Source organism: Mesorhizobium norvegicum (assembly GCF_004919685.1).
Classification (GTDB): Bacteria; Pseudomonadota; Alphaproteobacteria; order Rhizobiales; family Rhizobiaceae; genus Mesorhizobium; species Mesorhizobium norvegicum.
Genome location: NZ_SMYZ01000116.1, coordinates 1 through 15,914 on the forward strand (window position 1 = coordinate 1; position 15,914 = coordinate 15,914).

At 60.0% G+C, this 15,914-nt stretch carries 18 protein-coding genes and 2 pseudogenes; 15 read left to right on the top strand and 5 right to left on the bottom strand.

Annotated features, from left to right (window positions below; all coding sequences use genetic code 11):
• The first annotated feature begins 246 nt into the window (after positions 1 to 246).
• Complete coding sequence (locus FCU66_RS41465) at positions 247 to 483, top strand: hypothetical protein (RefSeq protein ID WP_168992070.1); 237 nt, start codon at positions 247 to 249, stop codon at positions 481 to 483.
• Positions 484 to 676: 193 nt separating this feature from the next.
• Here the strand turns inward: FCU66_RS41465 and FCU66_RS41470 are convergent, their stop codons facing one another.
• Positions 677 to 871 (bottom strand): hypothetical protein, encoded by a 195-nt coding sequence (locus FCU66_RS41470; RefSeq protein WP_168992071.1) that lies wholly within the window; start codon positions 869 to 871, stop codon positions 677 to 679.
• A gap of 273 nt (positions 872 to 1,144) precedes the next feature.
• Between FCU66_RS41470 and FCU66_RS36315 the strand changes: the two genes are divergently transcribed.
• The gene (locus tag FCU66_RS36315) at positions 1,145 to 1,426 is read left to right on the top strand and encodes a hypothetical protein (protein ID WP_136620718.1); all 282 of its coding nucleotides are present in this window, start codon (positions 1,145 to 1,147) and stop codon (positions 1,424 to 1,426) included.
• Between the two features lie 118 nt (positions 1,427 to 1,544).
• Here FCU66_RS36315 and FCU66_RS36320 read toward each other — a convergent pair whose 3' ends face one another.
• Positions 1,545 to 1,808 carry an exopolysaccharide production repressor protein gene (locus tag FCU66_RS36320; protein WP_136620719.1) on the bottom strand — a complete coding sequence of 88 codons (264 nt, stop codon included), beginning with the start codon at positions 1,806 to 1,808 and terminating at the stop codon, positions 1,545 to 1,547.
• A gap of 89 nt (positions 1,809 to 1,897) precedes the next feature.
• Here FCU66_RS36320 and FCU66_RS36325 point away from each other — a divergent pair.
• Positions 1,898 to 2,386: pseudogene (locus FCU66_RS36325) on the top strand (ABC transporter permease); the annotation flags it as partial.
• A gap of 110 nt (positions 2,387 to 2,496) precedes the next feature.
• Here FCU66_RS36325 and FCU66_RS36330 read toward each other — a convergent pair.
• Positions 2,497 to 3,330 (bottom strand): sensor histidine kinase, encoded by an 834-nt coding sequence (locus FCU66_RS36330; protein WP_136620720.1) that lies wholly within the window; start codon positions 3,328 to 3,330, stop codon positions 2,497 to 2,499.
• Between the two features lie 469 nt (positions 3,331 to 3,799).
• Between FCU66_RS36330 and FCU66_RS36340 the strand changes: the two genes are divergently transcribed.
• The 10 genes and pseudogenes from FCU66_RS36340 to FCU66_RS36385 all read left to right on the top strand — a co-directional run bounded on the left by FCU66_RS36340 (position 3,800) and on the right by FCU66_RS36385 (position 12,324).
• On the top strand, positions 3,800 to 4,390 hold the full coding sequence (locus FCU66_RS36340) for a YceI family protein (RefSeq protein ID WP_136620721.1): 591 nt from the start codon (positions 3,800 to 3,802) through the stop codon (positions 4,388 to 4,390).
• A gap of 397 nt (positions 4,391 to 4,787) precedes the next feature.
• Positions 4,788 to 4,976: pseudogene (locus tag FCU66_RS36345) on the top strand (GntR family transcriptional regulator); the annotation flags it as partial.
• 156 nt (positions 4,977 to 5,132) lie between these two features.
• On the top strand, positions 5,133 to 5,744 hold the full coding sequence (locus FCU66_RS36350) for a cupin domain-containing protein (RefSeq protein WP_136620730.1): 612 nt from the start codon (positions 5,133 to 5,135) through the stop codon (positions 5,742 to 5,744).
• A gap of 121 nt (positions 5,745 to 5,865) precedes the next feature.
• The gene (locus FCU66_RS36355; RefSeq protein WP_111546620.1) at positions 5,866 to 6,804 is read left to right on the top strand and encodes an ABC transporter substrate-binding protein; all 939 of its coding nucleotides are present in this window, start codon (positions 5,866 to 5,868) and stop codon (positions 6,802 to 6,804) included.
• A 76-nt stretch (positions 6,805 to 6,880) separates the two neighbouring features.
• A complete protein-coding gene (locus FCU66_RS36360) occupies positions 6,881 to 7,678 on the top strand; it encodes an ATP-binding cassette domain-containing protein (RefSeq protein ID WP_136620722.1) in 798 nt (265 codons plus the stop codon).
• Positions 7,675 to 8,679: an ABC transporter permease gene (locus tag FCU66_RS36365; RefSeq protein ID WP_136620723.1), complete on the top strand. Its 1,005-nt coding sequence runs from the start codon at positions 7,675 to 7,677 to the stop codon at positions 8,677 to 8,679. Before FCU66_RS36360 ends, FCU66_RS36365 begins: the two co-directional genes overlap by 4 nt.
• Before the next feature lie 4 nt (positions 8,680 to 8,683).
• Complete coding sequence (locus FCU66_RS36370; protein ID WP_136620724.1) at positions 8,684 to 9,775, top strand: phosphotriesterase family protein; 1,092 nt, start codon at positions 8,684 to 8,686, stop codon at positions 9,773 to 9,775.
• 27 nt (positions 9,776 to 9,802) lie between these two features.
• Positions 9,803 to 10,573: a glutamine amidotransferase gene (locus tag FCU66_RS36375; RefSeq protein ID WP_136620725.1), complete on the top strand. Its 771-nt coding sequence runs from the start codon at positions 9,803 to 9,805 to the stop codon at positions 10,571 to 10,573.
• A 3-nt stretch (positions 10,574 to 10,576) separates the two neighbouring features.
• Positions 10,577 to 11,485, top strand: a complete 909-nt coding sequence (locus FCU66_RS36380; RefSeq protein ID WP_136620726.1) for a PfkB family carbohydrate kinase — start codon at positions 10,577 to 10,579, stop codon at positions 11,483 to 11,485.
• Positions 11,482 to 12,324, top strand: a complete 843-nt coding sequence (locus tag FCU66_RS36385) for a BtpA/SgcQ family protein (protein WP_136620727.1) — start codon at positions 11,482 to 11,484, stop codon at positions 12,322 to 12,324. Before FCU66_RS36380 ends, FCU66_RS36385 begins: the two co-directional genes overlap by 4 nt.
• Positions 12,325 to 12,717: 393 nt before the next feature.
• Here the strand turns inward: FCU66_RS36385 and FCU66_RS36390 are convergent, their stop codons facing one another.
• Together FCU66_RS36390 and FCU66_RS36395 are read right to left on the bottom strand one after the other, a co-directional pair.
• Complete coding sequence (locus tag FCU66_RS36390; protein WP_111546613.1) at positions 12,718 to 13,026, bottom strand: EthD family reductase; 309 nt, start codon at positions 13,024 to 13,026, stop codon at positions 12,718 to 12,720.
• A 35-nt stretch (positions 13,027 to 13,061) separates the two neighbouring features.
• Positions 13,062 to 13,250: a DUF768 domain-containing protein gene (locus FCU66_RS36395; RefSeq protein WP_136620728.1), complete on the bottom strand. Its 189-nt coding sequence runs from the start codon at positions 13,248 to 13,250 to the stop codon at positions 13,062 to 13,064.
• Between the two features lie 390 nt (positions 13,251 to 13,640).
• Here FCU66_RS36395 and FCU66_RS36400 point away from each other — a divergent pair, with 390 nt between their 5' ends.
• Positions 13,641 to 13,841, top strand: a complete 201-nt coding sequence (locus FCU66_RS36400) for a DUF2905 domain-containing protein (RefSeq protein ID WP_136620729.1) — start codon at positions 13,641 to 13,643, stop codon at positions 13,839 to 13,841.
• A 1,155-nt stretch (positions 13,842 to 14,996) separates the two neighbouring features.
• A partial coding sequence (locus FCU66_RS36405; RefSeq protein WP_342778249.1) for an immunoglobulin-like domain-containing protein occupies positions 14,997 to 15,914 on the top strand: 918 nt, incomplete at its 3' end.

Sequence of the window (15,914 nt, forward strand, 5' to 3'; positions counted from 1 at the left end):
ATGCATCGCGCCGCGAAGCTGATCTCGCGCTTCAGCTGCGCAACCTGCTTCTCCAAGGCTTCCTGAGCTTCACGCTGCGTCACTCTCGGTGTACCGGCTTCGTTTGGATCGTCGGCCATTTTCAAACTCCTTGATTGTGATGCTCAACGGCTTGCGGCCCGCGTAAGGTTCTCAGCGAAGGAGCCCGCGACCTGAGGCGGCGGGCTTACGCGGCGGAAAAGTTTTCCGTGGCGAACTCAACGAACCATGACCTCAATTGCTCGTAGCCTACCTATAATAGTACCTGTGGTGGTAGTGGTGCCTGTGGTGGTGGTGGTGGTGATGCCTGTGGTGGTAGTGGTGCCGGTGATAGTACCTGTGGTGATATCGGTATGGGACGGCGTAATAGGGGTCGCCGTCGTCATATGGGCTGTAATAGTGGCGGTAGGGGAACGGGAGCCCTCCGAAGCCACCAAAACCACCGTAATAGCCGCCGAAGGGTGAGAAGAGAAATTGCGCCCGCGTCGGTGAAGTGACGGCAGCTATGGTAGCAAACGCGAGCACGGATGCGAGTACGAGCTTCCTCACGGTTACCTCCATCAGTTCGATAGTGAATAACGCGAACGCTGGACGACTCGTTCCTTGGCGCTTTCAATGAAAAAGCCCGCCACCGTGAGGCAGCGGGCCAAAGCCATCGTCATGCCTCCACCGGAAGGGACGACTGCAGAAGCGCGTCAACGTCTTCGGGCTGGAGGTCGCCATATTTGCCGGTTGCGAACTCCTTCAGAAAGACCGCCTTGACCTGGTGCTCTTCCATGCTTGTGCATCGGTAGGCGCAGACGGCGTTCAGCGCGTCGCGTTCGGCGTCCGATGCTTCGTCGCGCTCGGCCACAGCCTGTTCGACGCCGGCAGCAGTACGTTGAGCGCGCTCGTCTTCGATGATGCGCCCAAGCGCTTTGCGCAGCGCGGCCGCTGACTGCTTGGCTAGATCGGGAGAAACCTTCGCCAGAACCGCCAGCTTTGCCGTTAGCCGACACGCAAGAAGCCGCTGTGCGGTTTCCGTTTTTGGTTCACGAATCTGTGAAACGCCGATCGATAGGCGTTGGGAACCGAGGTCATAAGTGGACGTTCTTCTGCACGTTGTTTGAAAAGGGAGGAATGTCCAATGAACATCAAGATGCTCACAATGGGCGCAATCGCACTCACAATGATGGCTGGTTCAGCACTCGCCGCTGGTAACACGTCCGCGCTCGACGATCCGGCCAAGATGTCGCCGTTCTTCACCGATGCCGGCATGAAAACTTTGAGGTCGGAAACAGATTTCACGACCGCATGGAAGGCCATGAAACCCGATGAACAAAAGGCAGTGTTGAAGGACTGCGGCGATACCACGCTCAACAAGTCGCATGCAGATTTCTGCGCGATGGCAAAGAAGATGGGCGGCTGAAACTAACCTCCGGCCAATGCCGAAAACGTCAAAGGCGGACCACGAACAGGCCCGCCTTTTTATCGAAGCCTCGTCAAGAACTGACGAAGCGCTCCCTGCCTGTTCCCTGACTGGGCTCCTAATGACGGCCCAGGGGATGAAATATCACCATCTCGATGGAATGGTTAATAGGGCTGACGGGCTCCTGTTTTGCGTCAGCGACTTTCGTCGAGCGCTTGTAGAAAAGGCCGAATGCCAGGAGGAAATATCCAACCTGCAAAATAATCAACGTGAGGATGGTCCAGGCGAGCGCCTTCCAGAAGGAACCCGTTGCTATGTAAGTCCAGATCGCCACGATGAACGACGTTGTGAACATCCCCACCAGAAACTGCGGAAAATACATCGCCCCAAATCCGTTCCCATTCCCAAACGGGTTCCAGGCGAAAGTTTCACTATTTTAGCAATCGCGCAAGTATCAAGCGCGGGCCGCCCTACATCAAGGTCATCAACTCCATTCCTCGCGTGGTGCTGGCGCCGATCTTCATCATGATCCTGGGTCTCGGCCTGGCCTCGAAAGTGGCGCTGGCCTTCGTCATGGTTTTCTTCGTCGTCTTCCACAACGCCTTCCAGGGCGTGCGGGAAGCCGACCGGGCGATGATCGCCAATGCCCGCATCCTCGGTGCCTCCAACTGGCAATTGACCCGTTCGGTGATCGTACCGTCGGCGATGAGCTGGATCTTCGCCAGCCTGCATGTCAGCTTCGGTTTTGCCATCATCGGCGCCATCGTCGGCGAATTCGTCGGCTCGCGCTACGGCATCGGCCTGCTGATCAACATCGCCAAAGGGTCCTTCGACGCCGCCGGCATGTATGCGGCCATCGTCATCGTCATGGTGGTGGCGCTCGGCGCGGAATATCTGATGACGCTGGTCGAGGACCGGTTGGCGAAGTGGCGTCCGCAACCCCTACACGAGACGCAGTAAGCTGCGTCGAGTTTAGGGCTGTATCAGATCTGGGCTGGCAGGTAGGCCGGCAGCCTGACTTGCGCGCTCAATCCGGCCGCGGCCGGCGGTTGGCGAGTTCGATCTGGCCGTCATGCGAGGAGACGATCTCGCGCACGATGGCAAAGACCGAGACCGGTACCTTCGCTGCCGGCCTCGGAACCGCGGAAAAAGCGCTCGAACACCTTTTCCTTGTCGCCGCCGGAAATGCCGGGTCCGGTGTCCTCGACCTGCAGTACGACCCAGCCGGCCTCCTGGCCAATCCCTACCGTGACCGAGCCGCCTTGCGGCGTATAGCGCAGGGCGTTGTCGACCAGATTGGCGACCAGTTCGCGTAGCAAGGTCGGATGTCCCCACACAGCTAGGCCATCTTCCTCGGGCTCGAAGCCGAGATCGATGTTGCGCGCCAGTGCAGCCTGCGCCAGCCCCTCGAGAGCTTCCCTGGCAACGGCGCCGAAATCGACTTCGGATTTCATCAGCGACGCACTGCCCTGCTCGGCGCGGGCGAGCGACAGTAGCTGGTTCGACAGCCGCGCCATGCCATCGACCGACATATCAACCGCCGCCAGAACTTCATCCTTGGTGCCGATATCGCGCCCTCGCAGGCCGACGCCAACTTGCGTCTTCAACAGCGCCAGCAGCGTGCGTAACTGGTGCGCGGCGTTGGCGACAAAGCGTCTCTGCGTGGCCATCTGGCGCTGGATGCGGTCGAAAGCCTCGTTCAGGGCGTCGACAAGCGGCCGTAATTCGCTCTGGACGGTGTCGGAGGCGAAGGGCTTCAGCTCCGCCGGATCGCGCTCCATCACATCGTTGCGAAGCCGCAGGATCGGCGCCAGGCCACGGCGCAGCCCAAAAACGCCGAGCAGGCCGGCAGCGGCGACAAGCAGCACCTGATCACGCAGAGCCTTCAGCCACAGGCTGGTCATCAGCTTGTCGTGCGCCCTCAGCGTCTGGGCAATGGCGACCGCGTGGACAGGCTGGTCGCGAAACGTTGTTTCGAAATAGACCGGTTTGAGATCAACAGCGCCTCATGGGCCGCCTCAAGCGCTCGGAATTGATCGCAGCTCGGGCGCGATAGCAGCGGCGGGACAACGCTCCTTGCAGAGCTTCGGCTGCCACAAGGAAGCGCTCGATTTCAGTCTCTGAAAGCTGCTTGGAGAGTTTGGTCCTGGCCATGGTAGCGAACTCCGTTTGAGGGGATCGCCGCAACGAAGGATTATATTCCTCATACTTATCGAATGCCAATAGCCTGCGAAAGCAGCATGGGCCATTAGCGGGGGAAAACTTGCGAACAGGGTTCTGTTGCAGAGATGCGCACCCGTCGGGCGATCAATTGAATATCGTAAGAATCGAGCCTAGCATCCAACCATCTCAACATATCGAGGGACGCCCAAAATGTTTCTCAAAGTCAGTCTTGTTGCCATCGCCCTGTGGACCGCGACTCACGTCAGTCCGAGCTTCGCGGGCGATACATACAGAATCGATCCCGAGCACGTTTCTCTCATGTTCTCGATGCAGCACGACAAATGGGCGAAATACCAAGGAACCATCCGCACCATCAAGGGCGAGATATTTTTCGACAAAGTGGACGTTGCCAACAGTTCGGTGAAAGTGGAAATGGCGACGGGTAGCGTCGATACGCTCGACAAGGCGCGCGATTCCGAGCTGCAAGGCAACAACGGATTTCTCGACGGAACGCAATTTCCGAAGATATCGTTTGAAAGCACGAAGGTCGAAAAGACCGGCGACAAGAGCGGGAAGATCGTCGGCAATCTGAGCATGGCCGGTGTAACAAAACCTGTCCCTCTCGACGTTACATTTGACGGCGAGGCAATATCAAACTGGGATGGGCAAATGAGGGTCGGTTTCTCCGCGACCGGAAAGCTGAACACAAATGATTTCGGGATGACCGGGCTTGCCGCACTCGACATCGGTCCCGTACTGGATTTTGCCATCGAAGTCGAAGCCACCAAGTCGCAGTTCTGATCGCGGCTGCGGCTGCTGATTGCGTAACTAACTCTCAGCTACGCGGATGTAGCCACGATCTTGCAATCGCCGTTTGGTGAGTAGGCCGCTTTCGACCCTTTGCAGACATCAAGCAGATCGGCAAAGGGCTGCGTTTCAATAGGCGGCATCCAGGATCGGCCTCATCATAATCTGGGCACTCGGACCCGATCAGCCAGAATAGACTTTCCGGTGGTCTTCAAGGAACTCGGATAGCGATCTGGGCTGCCGTCCGAGCAGCTTTGCAATGTCTGGAGAGACTACGTTCTCGCTGACCCCATAAGCTGATCCGAAGGCATTGCCTGCGATGCCACCAATCATCGCGCCGATGAAAGTAATCACGGATGTCCAGACCGCAACTGCGGTTCCTAGTAGCGCCACCGTTCAGAGTCTTGCCGACGCCTTCGGCGTCAGCCCGATGCCGGTAAGGGAGGCTCTGCGCCGCCTGACGGCGGCAAACGCGCTGACTGTGGTTTCAGGGCGGTCCATCGGCATTCCGGCTCTCAGCCGCGAGCGGCTCACCGATTTGCGGAATGTGCGTTTTGAAATAGAGGCCATGATTGCGAGCGAGCGGTAAGACTGAATTTCTTGCGGTGTCCGCGTTATCGGGCTGGCGGCCACGTCTGCAGCGTCGAAATTGACAGATCACCACTTGCAAATCGGCCGCCGCTGTCTTTTGCTCGCACGACAGTTGTTCCTTGACTGTTGAATGGTTGGCGAACGGATGAACAAAATCGATCGGCGACGGCCAGAGTCCGAAATGGACGCCACCGTAAATGCCGCGCGGCTTGGAACGCGGTTGCGCCTCGCCCGCCAGACACGTGGCATGACGCTAAAGACGCTGGCCACTGCTGCGAACTGCTCCGAAAGCCTTTTGTCCAAAATCGAGAACGGCAAGGCTTCGCCGTCCCTACCTATGCTCCACCGCCTGGTCGAAGTTTTGGGCACCAATATCGGCTGGATGTTCGAGGAGGTCGACGACGACGAGGCGATCGTGTTCCGTGCAGGCGCGCGGCCATTGATCACGCTCGACGCCTTGAGACGCGGGGAAGGCATTTCGCTCGAGCGCGTTATTCCGTATTCGTCCGGCCACCTGCTGCAGTGCAATATCCATCATATCGAGACAGACGGAGAGAGCGAGGGTCCCATCCAGCATGTCGGCGAGGAAGTTGGCTATGTGCTCGCTGGCCGGATCGAGTTGATCGTCGACGGCAAAAGCCATGATCTCGCCACTGGCGACGCGTTCGTGTTCAGGTCGGAGCTGCCGCATCACTACCGCAACATCGGCGGGAAGCGAGCTAGCATTTTCTGGGTCAACACGCCGGCGACTTTCTGATCGACAGGCGCGCATTCAAACGCATTGACAAATATTCAAGTCTCTTGAATGTTTGCCTCGTGCTGAAGCGCCAATGGGACCAGCCGAATGAGGTTTGGCCCGCAAGAAAGGGGAACCGCAAATGCGTCTGTTTAAACTTCTCGTCGGTTGCGTCGCCTTCATTACCATCTGCTCAACAGCCATGGGATCAGCGCTCGCCGACACGTTCGCTCTCGTCAACATCAACCAGCAAGCCCTCTTTTTCAACCAGATCAACGAGGGTGCGCAGAAGGCGGCCGATGCCGCCGGCGCCAAGCTGGTCATCTTCAATGCCAACAACGTGCCGAGCGCGCAAAATGACGCGATCGAGAACTACATCACGCAGAAAGTCGACGGCATCATTTTGGTCGCCATCGACGTGAACGGCGTCAAGCCTGCAATCACCGCCGCCAAGGCGGCTGGCATTCCCGTGATCGCCATCGACGCGCAGATTCCCGATGGCGACAACATTTCGTTCATAGGCGTCGACAATACCAAGGCCGGCGAGGACATCGGCAAATTCTACGCCGACTATGTGAAGTCCGAGATGGCCGGCAAAGCCAAGATCGGTATCGTTGGCGCGCTTAATTCGTTCATCCAGAACCAGCGGCTTGACGGCTTTAAGAAGGCGGTCACCGACAGCGGCGAAGCGGTCACCTTCCTCGACACGGTCGACGGCCAGAATGTTCAGGAGACCGCGTTGAGCGCTTCGGAGAATTTGATGACCGCCAATCCGGACATGACAACGCTGTATGCGACCGGCGAGCCGGCGTTGCTCGGCGCGGTTTCGGCCGTGACCAGCCAGGGCCGCACCGGCGACGTCAAAGTGTTCGGCTGGGACCTGACCAAGCAGGCGGTTCAGGGCATCGACGATGGTTGGGTAGTGGCGGTCGTCCAGCAGGATCCGGCGGGCGAAGGCAAGGCCGCTGTCGAAGCGCTGACCAAGCTCAAGAAGGGCGAAAAGGTTGATCCGATCATCAATATTCCGGTGACGATCGTGACCAAAAAGAATGTCGACCAATACCGCGCGATGTTCCAGTAAACTGCATCGACGACCGATCCGCGGCGCCTCTTGAGAGTCACGCCGCGGACTCTTTGCAAATCCCGTGGGATCCAAGATGAGCAGTGGCGAGACCTACCGGGTGCGGATGAGCGGCATCTCAAAGCGCTACAACGCCATCCAGACGCTCGATGACGTGTCCCTGACGCTGAAGCCGGGCGAGGTCTTGGGGCTGGTCGGCGACAATGGCGCAGGAAAGTCTACGTTGAGCAAGGTGCTGTCGGGGGCGGTTATCCCCGACGCCGGCACGATCGAGATCGATGGAATGCCGGTGACCTTCAGTTCGCCGGCGGACTCGCGTGCAGCGCGCGTGGAGATGGTCTATCAAGACCTGTCGCTCTGTGACACCGTCGACGTCGCCGGCAATCTGTTTCTCGGCCGCGAGCCGCGCCGGCGCATCGCCGGCATTTCCTTTCTCGACAAGAAGCGCATGCACGAGCAAACGCGCCAGATGCTCGACCGTCTTGGCATCGTTATCGCCGACACGCGGCTCAAGGTCGAATACCTGTCCGGCGGACAGCGACAGTCGATTGCGATCGGCCGCGCCGCCTCGTTCGAGCCGTCCGTGTTGATTATGGATGAGCCAACGGCAGCGCTTGCTGTCGCCGAGGTCGAGGCTGTGCTGGACCTCATCCGCACGGTGAGCGCGCGCGGCGTCAGCGTTATTCTGATCACCCACCGCCTCCAGGATCTGTTCCTCGTGTGCGACCGCATTCAAGTCATGTATGAAGGACGCAACGTCGCCGAGCGGCTGATCGGCGAAACCAATATCGAGGACGTGGTCAACCTGATCGTTGGCCGCAAGTTTAACGCTCGATCGGCCACCAACCGCCATCGCGATGGAGCGCCGGCATGAGCGAAGCGACCCACTCCGCTCAGTCGCGAAAGATGCGGGAAGGCACATGGCGAGACATGATGCTCGCCAATGGCAGTGTGGTGTCGATTGCACTGTTCTTTCTTGTTGTTTGCATCATCTTCTCGGTGGCGACGAACGCCTTTCTGACATCGCCCAATCTGTTGAACATCCTGCGGCAGTCATCGCCGCTGCTCATCGTCGCCGCGGCGATGACCTTCGTTATCACCACGGGCGGCATCGATCTTTCAGTCGGCTCCGTGCTGGCGCTGGTGGCAACGCTGTCGGCGACACTTCTGCAGCTCGGCTTGCCGTGGCCGGCGGTCATCCTCGCCATGCTCGCCTTGGGTGCCCTGCTTGGCGCGGTGCAGGGTTATTTCGTGGCGTATGAGGGCATCCCGGCCTTCATCGTCACGCTTGCCGGGCTTTCGGTGATCCGTGGCGTGGCGCTGCTAATCACCGGCGGCTACTCCATCCCCGTCGAACCGGGAAGCCCTTTCACGGTCATAGGCCGAGCTTGGTTCCTTGGTGTGCCAGTTCCGGCGCTCATCGCGCTGGTGATCCTCGCGATCGCCTACCTGGCCTTCAACGAGACGCCGTTCGGCCGCTATGTGACCGGCATCGGCGCCAACGCCGAGGCGGTGAGACGCGCCGGTGTGAACACGCGACTGATGACGCTTTTCGTTTATGTGATTTCCGCCGCCGCGGCGGCGCTTGCCGGGATCATCATTGCTGCCCGGCTCGGATCCGGATCTTCGAATGCCGGGCAAGGCTTCGAGCTCGAAGTGATCGCTGCCGTCGTGCTTGGCGGCACCAGTCTCTTCGGGGGCCGCGGAACGATTGTCGGCACGGTGCTCGGTGCGCTTACCGTGGCCGTCATCGGCAACGGCCTGATCCTAGCGCATCTGTCGCCTTTCCTGACGCCGATCGTGACCGGAACGATCATCCTGATCGCCATCTGGCTGAACTTCCGCCTGTTCCGCGGCGCCGTGCGGAGCCGTTGATCCCATGAGTAATCTCTTCGATGACGCGCCTCCCAGGCAGCGGCTGGAGATCGGGGTCGAAACCGGCCATGTGATGACCGTGCTCGGCCCCGTTCCGGTCCAGGAAATGGGAATTAGCCTGATGCACGAGCACATCCTGCTCGACGGCGCGCGCACCTGGAAATGTCCCTGTCATCCGGACGACATGGCGCTCGCCGAGCAGCCGGTGAGCATCGAAATCATCGGCGAACTGCGGATGAACCCTTACGTGAACCGCGACAACGTTTCGCTCGACGACGGTGACCTGGCGCTGTCGGAGCTGCAACGGTATCGCGCGCTGGGCGGTCACACCGTCGTCGACGCGACCAATATCGGTATCGGCCGCGAGCCCGAAAAGCTCGCCCGCATCAGCCGCATGTCCGGCCTGAAGATCGTCATGGGCACGGGCTTTTATCTCGAGCACACCCATCCCGAATGGCTGAAGACCATGGATGTCGACGCGGTGACCGAGTTCATCGTCAATGACGTCGGCGGCGGCGAGACGCAGCCGCCGATCCTGGCCGGCCTGATCGGCGAGGTCGGCGTCAGCAAGGACTTCACCTCCGAGGAACGAAAGTCGTTGAGAGCTTCCGCGCGAGCCTCGCGCATCACTGGGGTGCCGCTGTCAATCCATCTGCCGGGCTGGGAGCGACTGGCACACGAGGTGCTCGATGTCGTGGAGGCCGAGGGCGCCGATCTTCGGCACACCGTGCTCTGCCACATGAATCCCAGCCACGACGATCCCGACTATCAGACAAGCCTGGCCCGCCGCGGCGCGTTCCTCGAATACGATATGATCGGCATGGACTACTATTATGCCGATCAGGACGCGCAATCGCCCTCCGATGAAGAGAATGCGCGGGCAATCGCGGCACTTGTCGAAGCGGGCTTCGGCGACCGCCTGCTGCTTTCGCAGGATGTGTTCCTCAAGATCATGCTGACCCACTTCGGCGGTTTCGGCTACGGCTATATCCTGAAGCATTTCATACCGCGTCTGAAACGGCATGGTGTCGAGCAGCCAGCCATCGATCGCATGCTGATCGCCAATCCGAAGGCCGTGTTCGCGCGACAGAACTAAGCGGCCAAGACCGACAACGGAGTTCAAATGTCCAAGAAAAAGATCCTGCTGGCGGGTGAATCCTGGGTGTCGACCGCAACCCATATCAAGGGTTTCGACCAGTTTCCGACGGTCACTTACCATACCGGCGCTGACGAATTGCTGACGGCGCTGAAGACGACTGATTTCGACGTGGCTTTCATGCCGGCGCATGAGGCGCAGCGCACCTTTCCTCAAACGATGGAAGTGCTCTCGGCATATGACGCCGTGGTGCTCTCCGACATCGGCGCCAACACGCTGCTCCTGCATCCCGACACCTGGGTTCACTCGAAAAGAACGCCGAACCGCTTGCGTCTGCTGCGCGACTATGTGAGCGCCGGCGGCGGACTTTTGATGTTCGGCGGCTACTATAGCTTCCAGGGCATCAATGGTGGCGCGCGCTACCGCAAGACGCCCGTCGAGGAAGTGCTGCCGGTGAACTGCCTCGCGGTCGACGACCGCGTCGAGGTTCCAGAAGGCTTTGCGCCTGTGCTGGCTGGCTCATCGAGTCATCCCATCCTCACGGGTCTCGGTTCGGACTGGCCGATGCTGCTCGGCTTCAACGAGGTGACCCTGAAAGATGGGGCAGAAGTTCTGGCTACTGTATCGTCGGAATATGGATCACTGCCGCTGCTTGTCACCGGCCGCTACGGCAAGGGCCGCACTGTAGCTTGGACATCCGATGTCGGGCCGCATTGGCTGCCACCTGAATTCATCGCCTGGAAAGGCTATAAGACCCTGTTCGAACAGATGCTTAGCTGGGCGACCGGCGAGAACTGAGCGATGCACGTTCACGTCGTGGGCAATGCCTGTGTCGACACAACGTTTCGCCTCGGCCGCTTCCCTTCCGCCGGCGAGACTTTGAATGCCGTTGCCAGCGCTGACGGCCTCGGCGGCAAGGGCGCAAACCAGGCGGTCGCGGCCGCGCGCACGGGCGCGGCGGTTACGCTATGGACGGCACTCGGCAAGGATCCCGCAGGCGCATGGATCAGGAACTGCCTCGACATGGAGTTGTCCGACGTCCAGGTGAACGAATTCGACTTGCCGAGCGACCGCTCGACCATCGTCATTGATGCTGGCGGCGAGAACTTCATCGTCAGCGGCGTCGCCTGCAGCGAAGCGTTCGATCCGATTGCTCAAACCGCACTTGCGCGCCGGATCGCGCCTGGCGACATCCTTGTCATGCAAGGAAACCTGCGAGGCTCCGCGACAAATGCCTGCCTGCGGGCAGCACAGGAAAAGGGCGCGCGCACCGTTCTGAACGCCAGCCCTGTCGATGCGGCGGCTCCGCCTAACTTCGGTCTGGCGGAGGTGCTGGTGGTAAATCAATCGGAGGCGAAAGCACTGACCGACAGGAGCGATATGGCGGCGGCGGCCGACGCGCTAGCGGCCAAAGGCGCCGGGACTATCGTGATTACGCTCGGCGCCGATGGTTGTCTTGTGCTTGGCCCGGACCAAGCAGGATCGCTTCGTTTGCCGGCGCCACACGTCCAGGCGCTCGACACCAGCGGTGCCGGCGATGTGTTCTGCGGCTGTCTGGCCGGCGGGTTTGCCAAGGAGATGTCGGCTACATCAGCGCTGAAGTTCGCGCTCGCGGCCGCGGCAATCGCGGTGACACGGTCGGGCACACTGTTATCCTGTCCTTCCGCGTCTGAAATGGCGGCGCTCATCGATCAAACGGAGCTCTCATGACCCAGCCCTCACGCCCGATCGGTCAATCAAGCGGCGACGCGCTCGTTCAGCTTTTCGGTCGCACCAAGGTGGTGATCGGGGTCGTTCACCTTGCGCCGCTTCCTGGCGCGCCACGCTATGATGGCGAGGCGGTGGAGGCGATCTATCAGAGAGGGCTCGACGATGCGAGAGCCTATCTCGATGGCGGATGCGACGGCGTAATTGTCGAGAATCATGGCGACATCCCATTCGCCAAACCTGACGATATCGGTCCGGAGACAGCGGCCTATATGGCGGTCGTCTCCGACCGCATTCGCCGCGAACTCGGCAAGCCGATCGGCATAAATGTGCTCGCAAACGCCGCGATCCCAGCGCTCGCGATCGCTAGCGCCGCTGGCGCGGGCTTCGTCCGGATCAATCAGTGGGCTAATGCCTACGTCGCCAATGAGGGCTTTGTCGAAGGGGAATCGGGCCGCGCAGCACGCTACCGAGCCAGGCTGCGCGCCAACGGCATTCGCATTTTCGCCGATGCCCACGTCAAGCATGGCGCGCACGCGATCGTTGCCGACCGCCCGGTGGAGGAACTGGTCAAGGATCTGGTCTTCTTCGACGCCGACGCCATCATCGCGACGGGTCAGCGCACCGGGCACGCTGCGGATCTGAGCTACATCCGAATGATCAAGGAGGCCGCCGGCCTACCGACGCTGGTCGGCAGCGGCGTGACGCCCGATAATGCCAACGACATCCTTGGCATCGTCGATGGCGTCATCATTGCCAGCGCGCTGAAGCGTGACGGCGTCTGGTGGAACCAGGTCGACCCCGCCCGAGTAGGGACTTTCATGGCCGGGCTGAGGCGATGACCGAACTGCAATCAATGCCCAACGGAGCTGGCCGCCGCACACCGCCTACGTCGTCGATCTCGCCTACCCGAATCGTCCTCGCGGCGGATTTCGTTGATCACTTCCAAGTCTGCTTCCGTTCAAGATGGCACGCAGGCGTCTAACAACTCGGGGATCCAAGGACAGCGGCAAACTCATGCGTCGCCCGTGACCGGTTTCGCCGCTCGGCCGACCCGTCGCGCGATAACGTTTTCCACGCCGGATCGACCAATGTCCGCCGGTTTTGCCGACGCGACGCATTGACCTTACCGGCGAGACGCAAGAGCCGCTGACGTTCCGGTGGGCCGGTTGCTTGTAAAGCTTGCAAGACGTCGTGCTAACGGATGAACCTCTCGAAGGTGGGTTGGGCGAGGCTCAGACTTCCCTAGTCTCGAAGAGCAAAAGCTCCACTCCGCCGTCTGCAAACTTGCCAAGATCGGCCGCCGTGGCCTGCCCCTCGGGAGAGGCAAACGCGGCTTGAATGTCCGCAACGGAATCGAAGTGGAGGGTAGCCACAAGATGATAGCCTGAGGGCCCACCCGGCGAATCGACCCCGCCATCGCTGATCTCGTATTTCCTCAAGCCGGGAATTGTTTTGGCCAGCGGAATGTGGGTCGAAAAATAGTAACGGTCGAATGCGGTCAGGTCTTTCGGCGTCTTGTAGAGTGCGACAAGTCTGGCCATACGCCCCCCCTTTTTCAAACGACACCCACCGCCGGCTATTTGCGCAAAAGAATACTCCTCGGCGAAGTCGCTTGCAAATGGTGGCGACCCGCAATCTGAGAAGTGTCGGGCATCAGCGAAAGCTTTTGGGTCAGCTCGGCGACTGAGATGATATCGGCGCCGACGGTCTCGGGGAGGTTGTTGGAAATCCACTTGTGCAGGAAGTTGACGCCGCGTGTGCTCATCTCGCCATAAGCCGGCGGGCGGCATTAGGTTCCGCTAAATTGCCCCGCCAGAGCGAGGCTCAGGGACAATCCGACTGAATCAAACGGACAGGCCCTTGCGCACCCAACCCTGCCGTTCAGGCCCGACGGTCCGCCTGTCAAACAGGGTCGCTGCCCTGCCCCATACCCTGCGCCCGCGCCTCCACCGGAGACGCGGGCGGATTAGGGATTAACCCGATCTTGCAGCAAATGTTGAGTGGACTTCGCTGCAAGAAGACAACCGCCGTCGCGGCCGGTTGTTCCGGCACCAAACAGAAAAGCCCGCTGGCGTGCGCGCTCGTTTCGGCCATGTTTTAATGCTGCGCCTGCCGGTGAGTCCCGGCGCCATTATATTTCTGGCAGGACGCTGTCATGTCGCGAACCCTGATTGTCGTTGGTCTCATCATAGTTGCGGTGGGCTTATTATGGCCCTGGTTGTCACGGATCGGTCTTGGCAGACTGCCTGGCGACATCGTGATCGAGCGTGAGAACTTCACGTTCTATGCTCCGATCGCCACCGGGATTCTGATCAGCATCGTGCTCTCGATTATTCTGTGGCTGGTCAACCGGTAGCGGGACACTCGAACACGACGCCTAAGCGGATCTCGCTACGATGAACTGCGCAGGGGCCTCCGAAGCGAGTGCGTTGATCAAGCTTGTCCCAGAACGTGTCCTGATACTCCAATCTCTTTCATAAGCACACGCAATTCGGCTGGAGGAGCAAGACAGAAGGTTCGAAAAGCTTCCAAGAACCCCAGCCAACTCTTTACGCAATACGATCAGGTAGTTAGCTAGCATTGCCGCGACAGGGGCGTGTTGCATCCTGTCCCGTAGTGCCCAAACCCTAGCTTTCCGGACATGCCCCAGTCGTGCCCTGCTCTCAGCGCAGCACGACTGCCACACGCGGCGGCATTGCTCCCCTTATGGGCCTGTGTGGTGGCGGACCTGTTCGCCTGGCTGGCGCATTTACCCCAAACACCGGTGAGGTTTCTCGAGGCGCTCACGATGTGGGTGCTCACCGGTTTGCCGGCCGCTAGGGTTGAGGCTGCAGCTTCGCGCGGATCGCCGAGCAGTCCTGGATGAATACCGTAGCGCCAATGCTGGCGATGTTCGGTCTGCAAATGTACCCGCCGGTCTTTACACGTGCGGTCGGAAAACTCCAGCCGGCCAGTAGGACCGTTGCGGATACTTTGACTTTGACTTCGACTATTAACCGTTCGGTCAAGTTGGCCATTGACGCTCCCCCTCCGGTAGGGTTAAGAATCTCCTAATATAAGAGATTTCTAAAACTCGTGATCGGTAACCAACGAGTTAAGACGATGCAGTCGGGGTAGGAAGAAGCAGCGCGGCGACCAAAGTCGTCGCAGCCATCATTGTCATCGAGCCCCCATCCGTCCGCGAATAGCCAGCTTAGGCCGGCTGTTCGCAATGCGGCGGCGTGTCTGGATGGCACTGACAATCCACTTCCACCCCCGTTTGTATGCCGATCACGCGATGATTGCTCCGACAGGAGCAGTTGGGTCTTTCAGGGCAGTCAATAAACAGGCGTAGGGGCGTCTGTCGTTAGACAACAGGGGGGGTAAAAAATGGCTACTCAGGTCACCGGTGCCGGCGGCACCACGACGGCTTTCTCCAACACACCGCAGGCACAGGCTAACGTTTTCAATTGCATCAAGGACCCGGTCGTCGTCGCTTCCGCGTCTCAATCCATGATCTTGGGAGGTTAGTATGGGTGCGAGTGGCAGCAGCTACGTCGGCGTGGTGACTGATGGGGATGACAAGCTTATCGGCGGGAGCGGGACCGACGTCATCGTCGCCGGTGACGGTAATGACTATATTAATGGTGGGGCTGGCGCTGACACCCTGGACGGCGGAAGCGGTATCGACACGCTTCTGGGTGGGTCGGGTGCCGATACTCTGATTTTCCTATCCTATGAGAACCAGTACCGCCTAGGCGGCGCCATATACAATGATGGCGTGCTGCAAACCGGGCAAACGGCGTTCACCGGATATGACAATTATGACGGTGGCAACGGAACCGCAAAAGGCGGCACGGCCGAGATCGACACGCTCAGAATTGTCGTCAGCGTCCAACAGTCGAACGATGCCACATTCATGGCTGCGCTGAACGCCGAGGTCGCTTATTTCAAGACTGTCTGGCTTCCGGCCCACGTGAACAAGAGCACGGGCCAGGCGGACCAATCCGTCTATGAATTCAAGACGATTAACCTCAAGATCTCGGCCATCGAGAACATTGACCTCAAACACGACGCGACGGTCAGCCTGAGCGCCTCGACGGTCGCCGAGGGCGCGGGCGCCAACTACGTGTTCACGGCGACATTGAGCAGTGCCTCGCAAGGCGTCACCACGATCACCACCGACAAGGGCGACATCACGATCCTGGCTGGCCAGACCACCGGCACGCTGGTGATCGCCTCGGGCAATGGCGAGGACGTCTACAACGACGCCACCAGCCTGAGCGCCACCATCACCGCCACCGCGGGCGGCAACTTCGAGAACCTGACGATCGGCACGGCGAGCGCCACGGCGCATGTCAACGACACGATCACCGCCGCGACGGTCGACCTGAGCGCTTCGACGGTGCTCGAGAATGCCGCCGACACCAGCTATGTGTTCACGGCGACG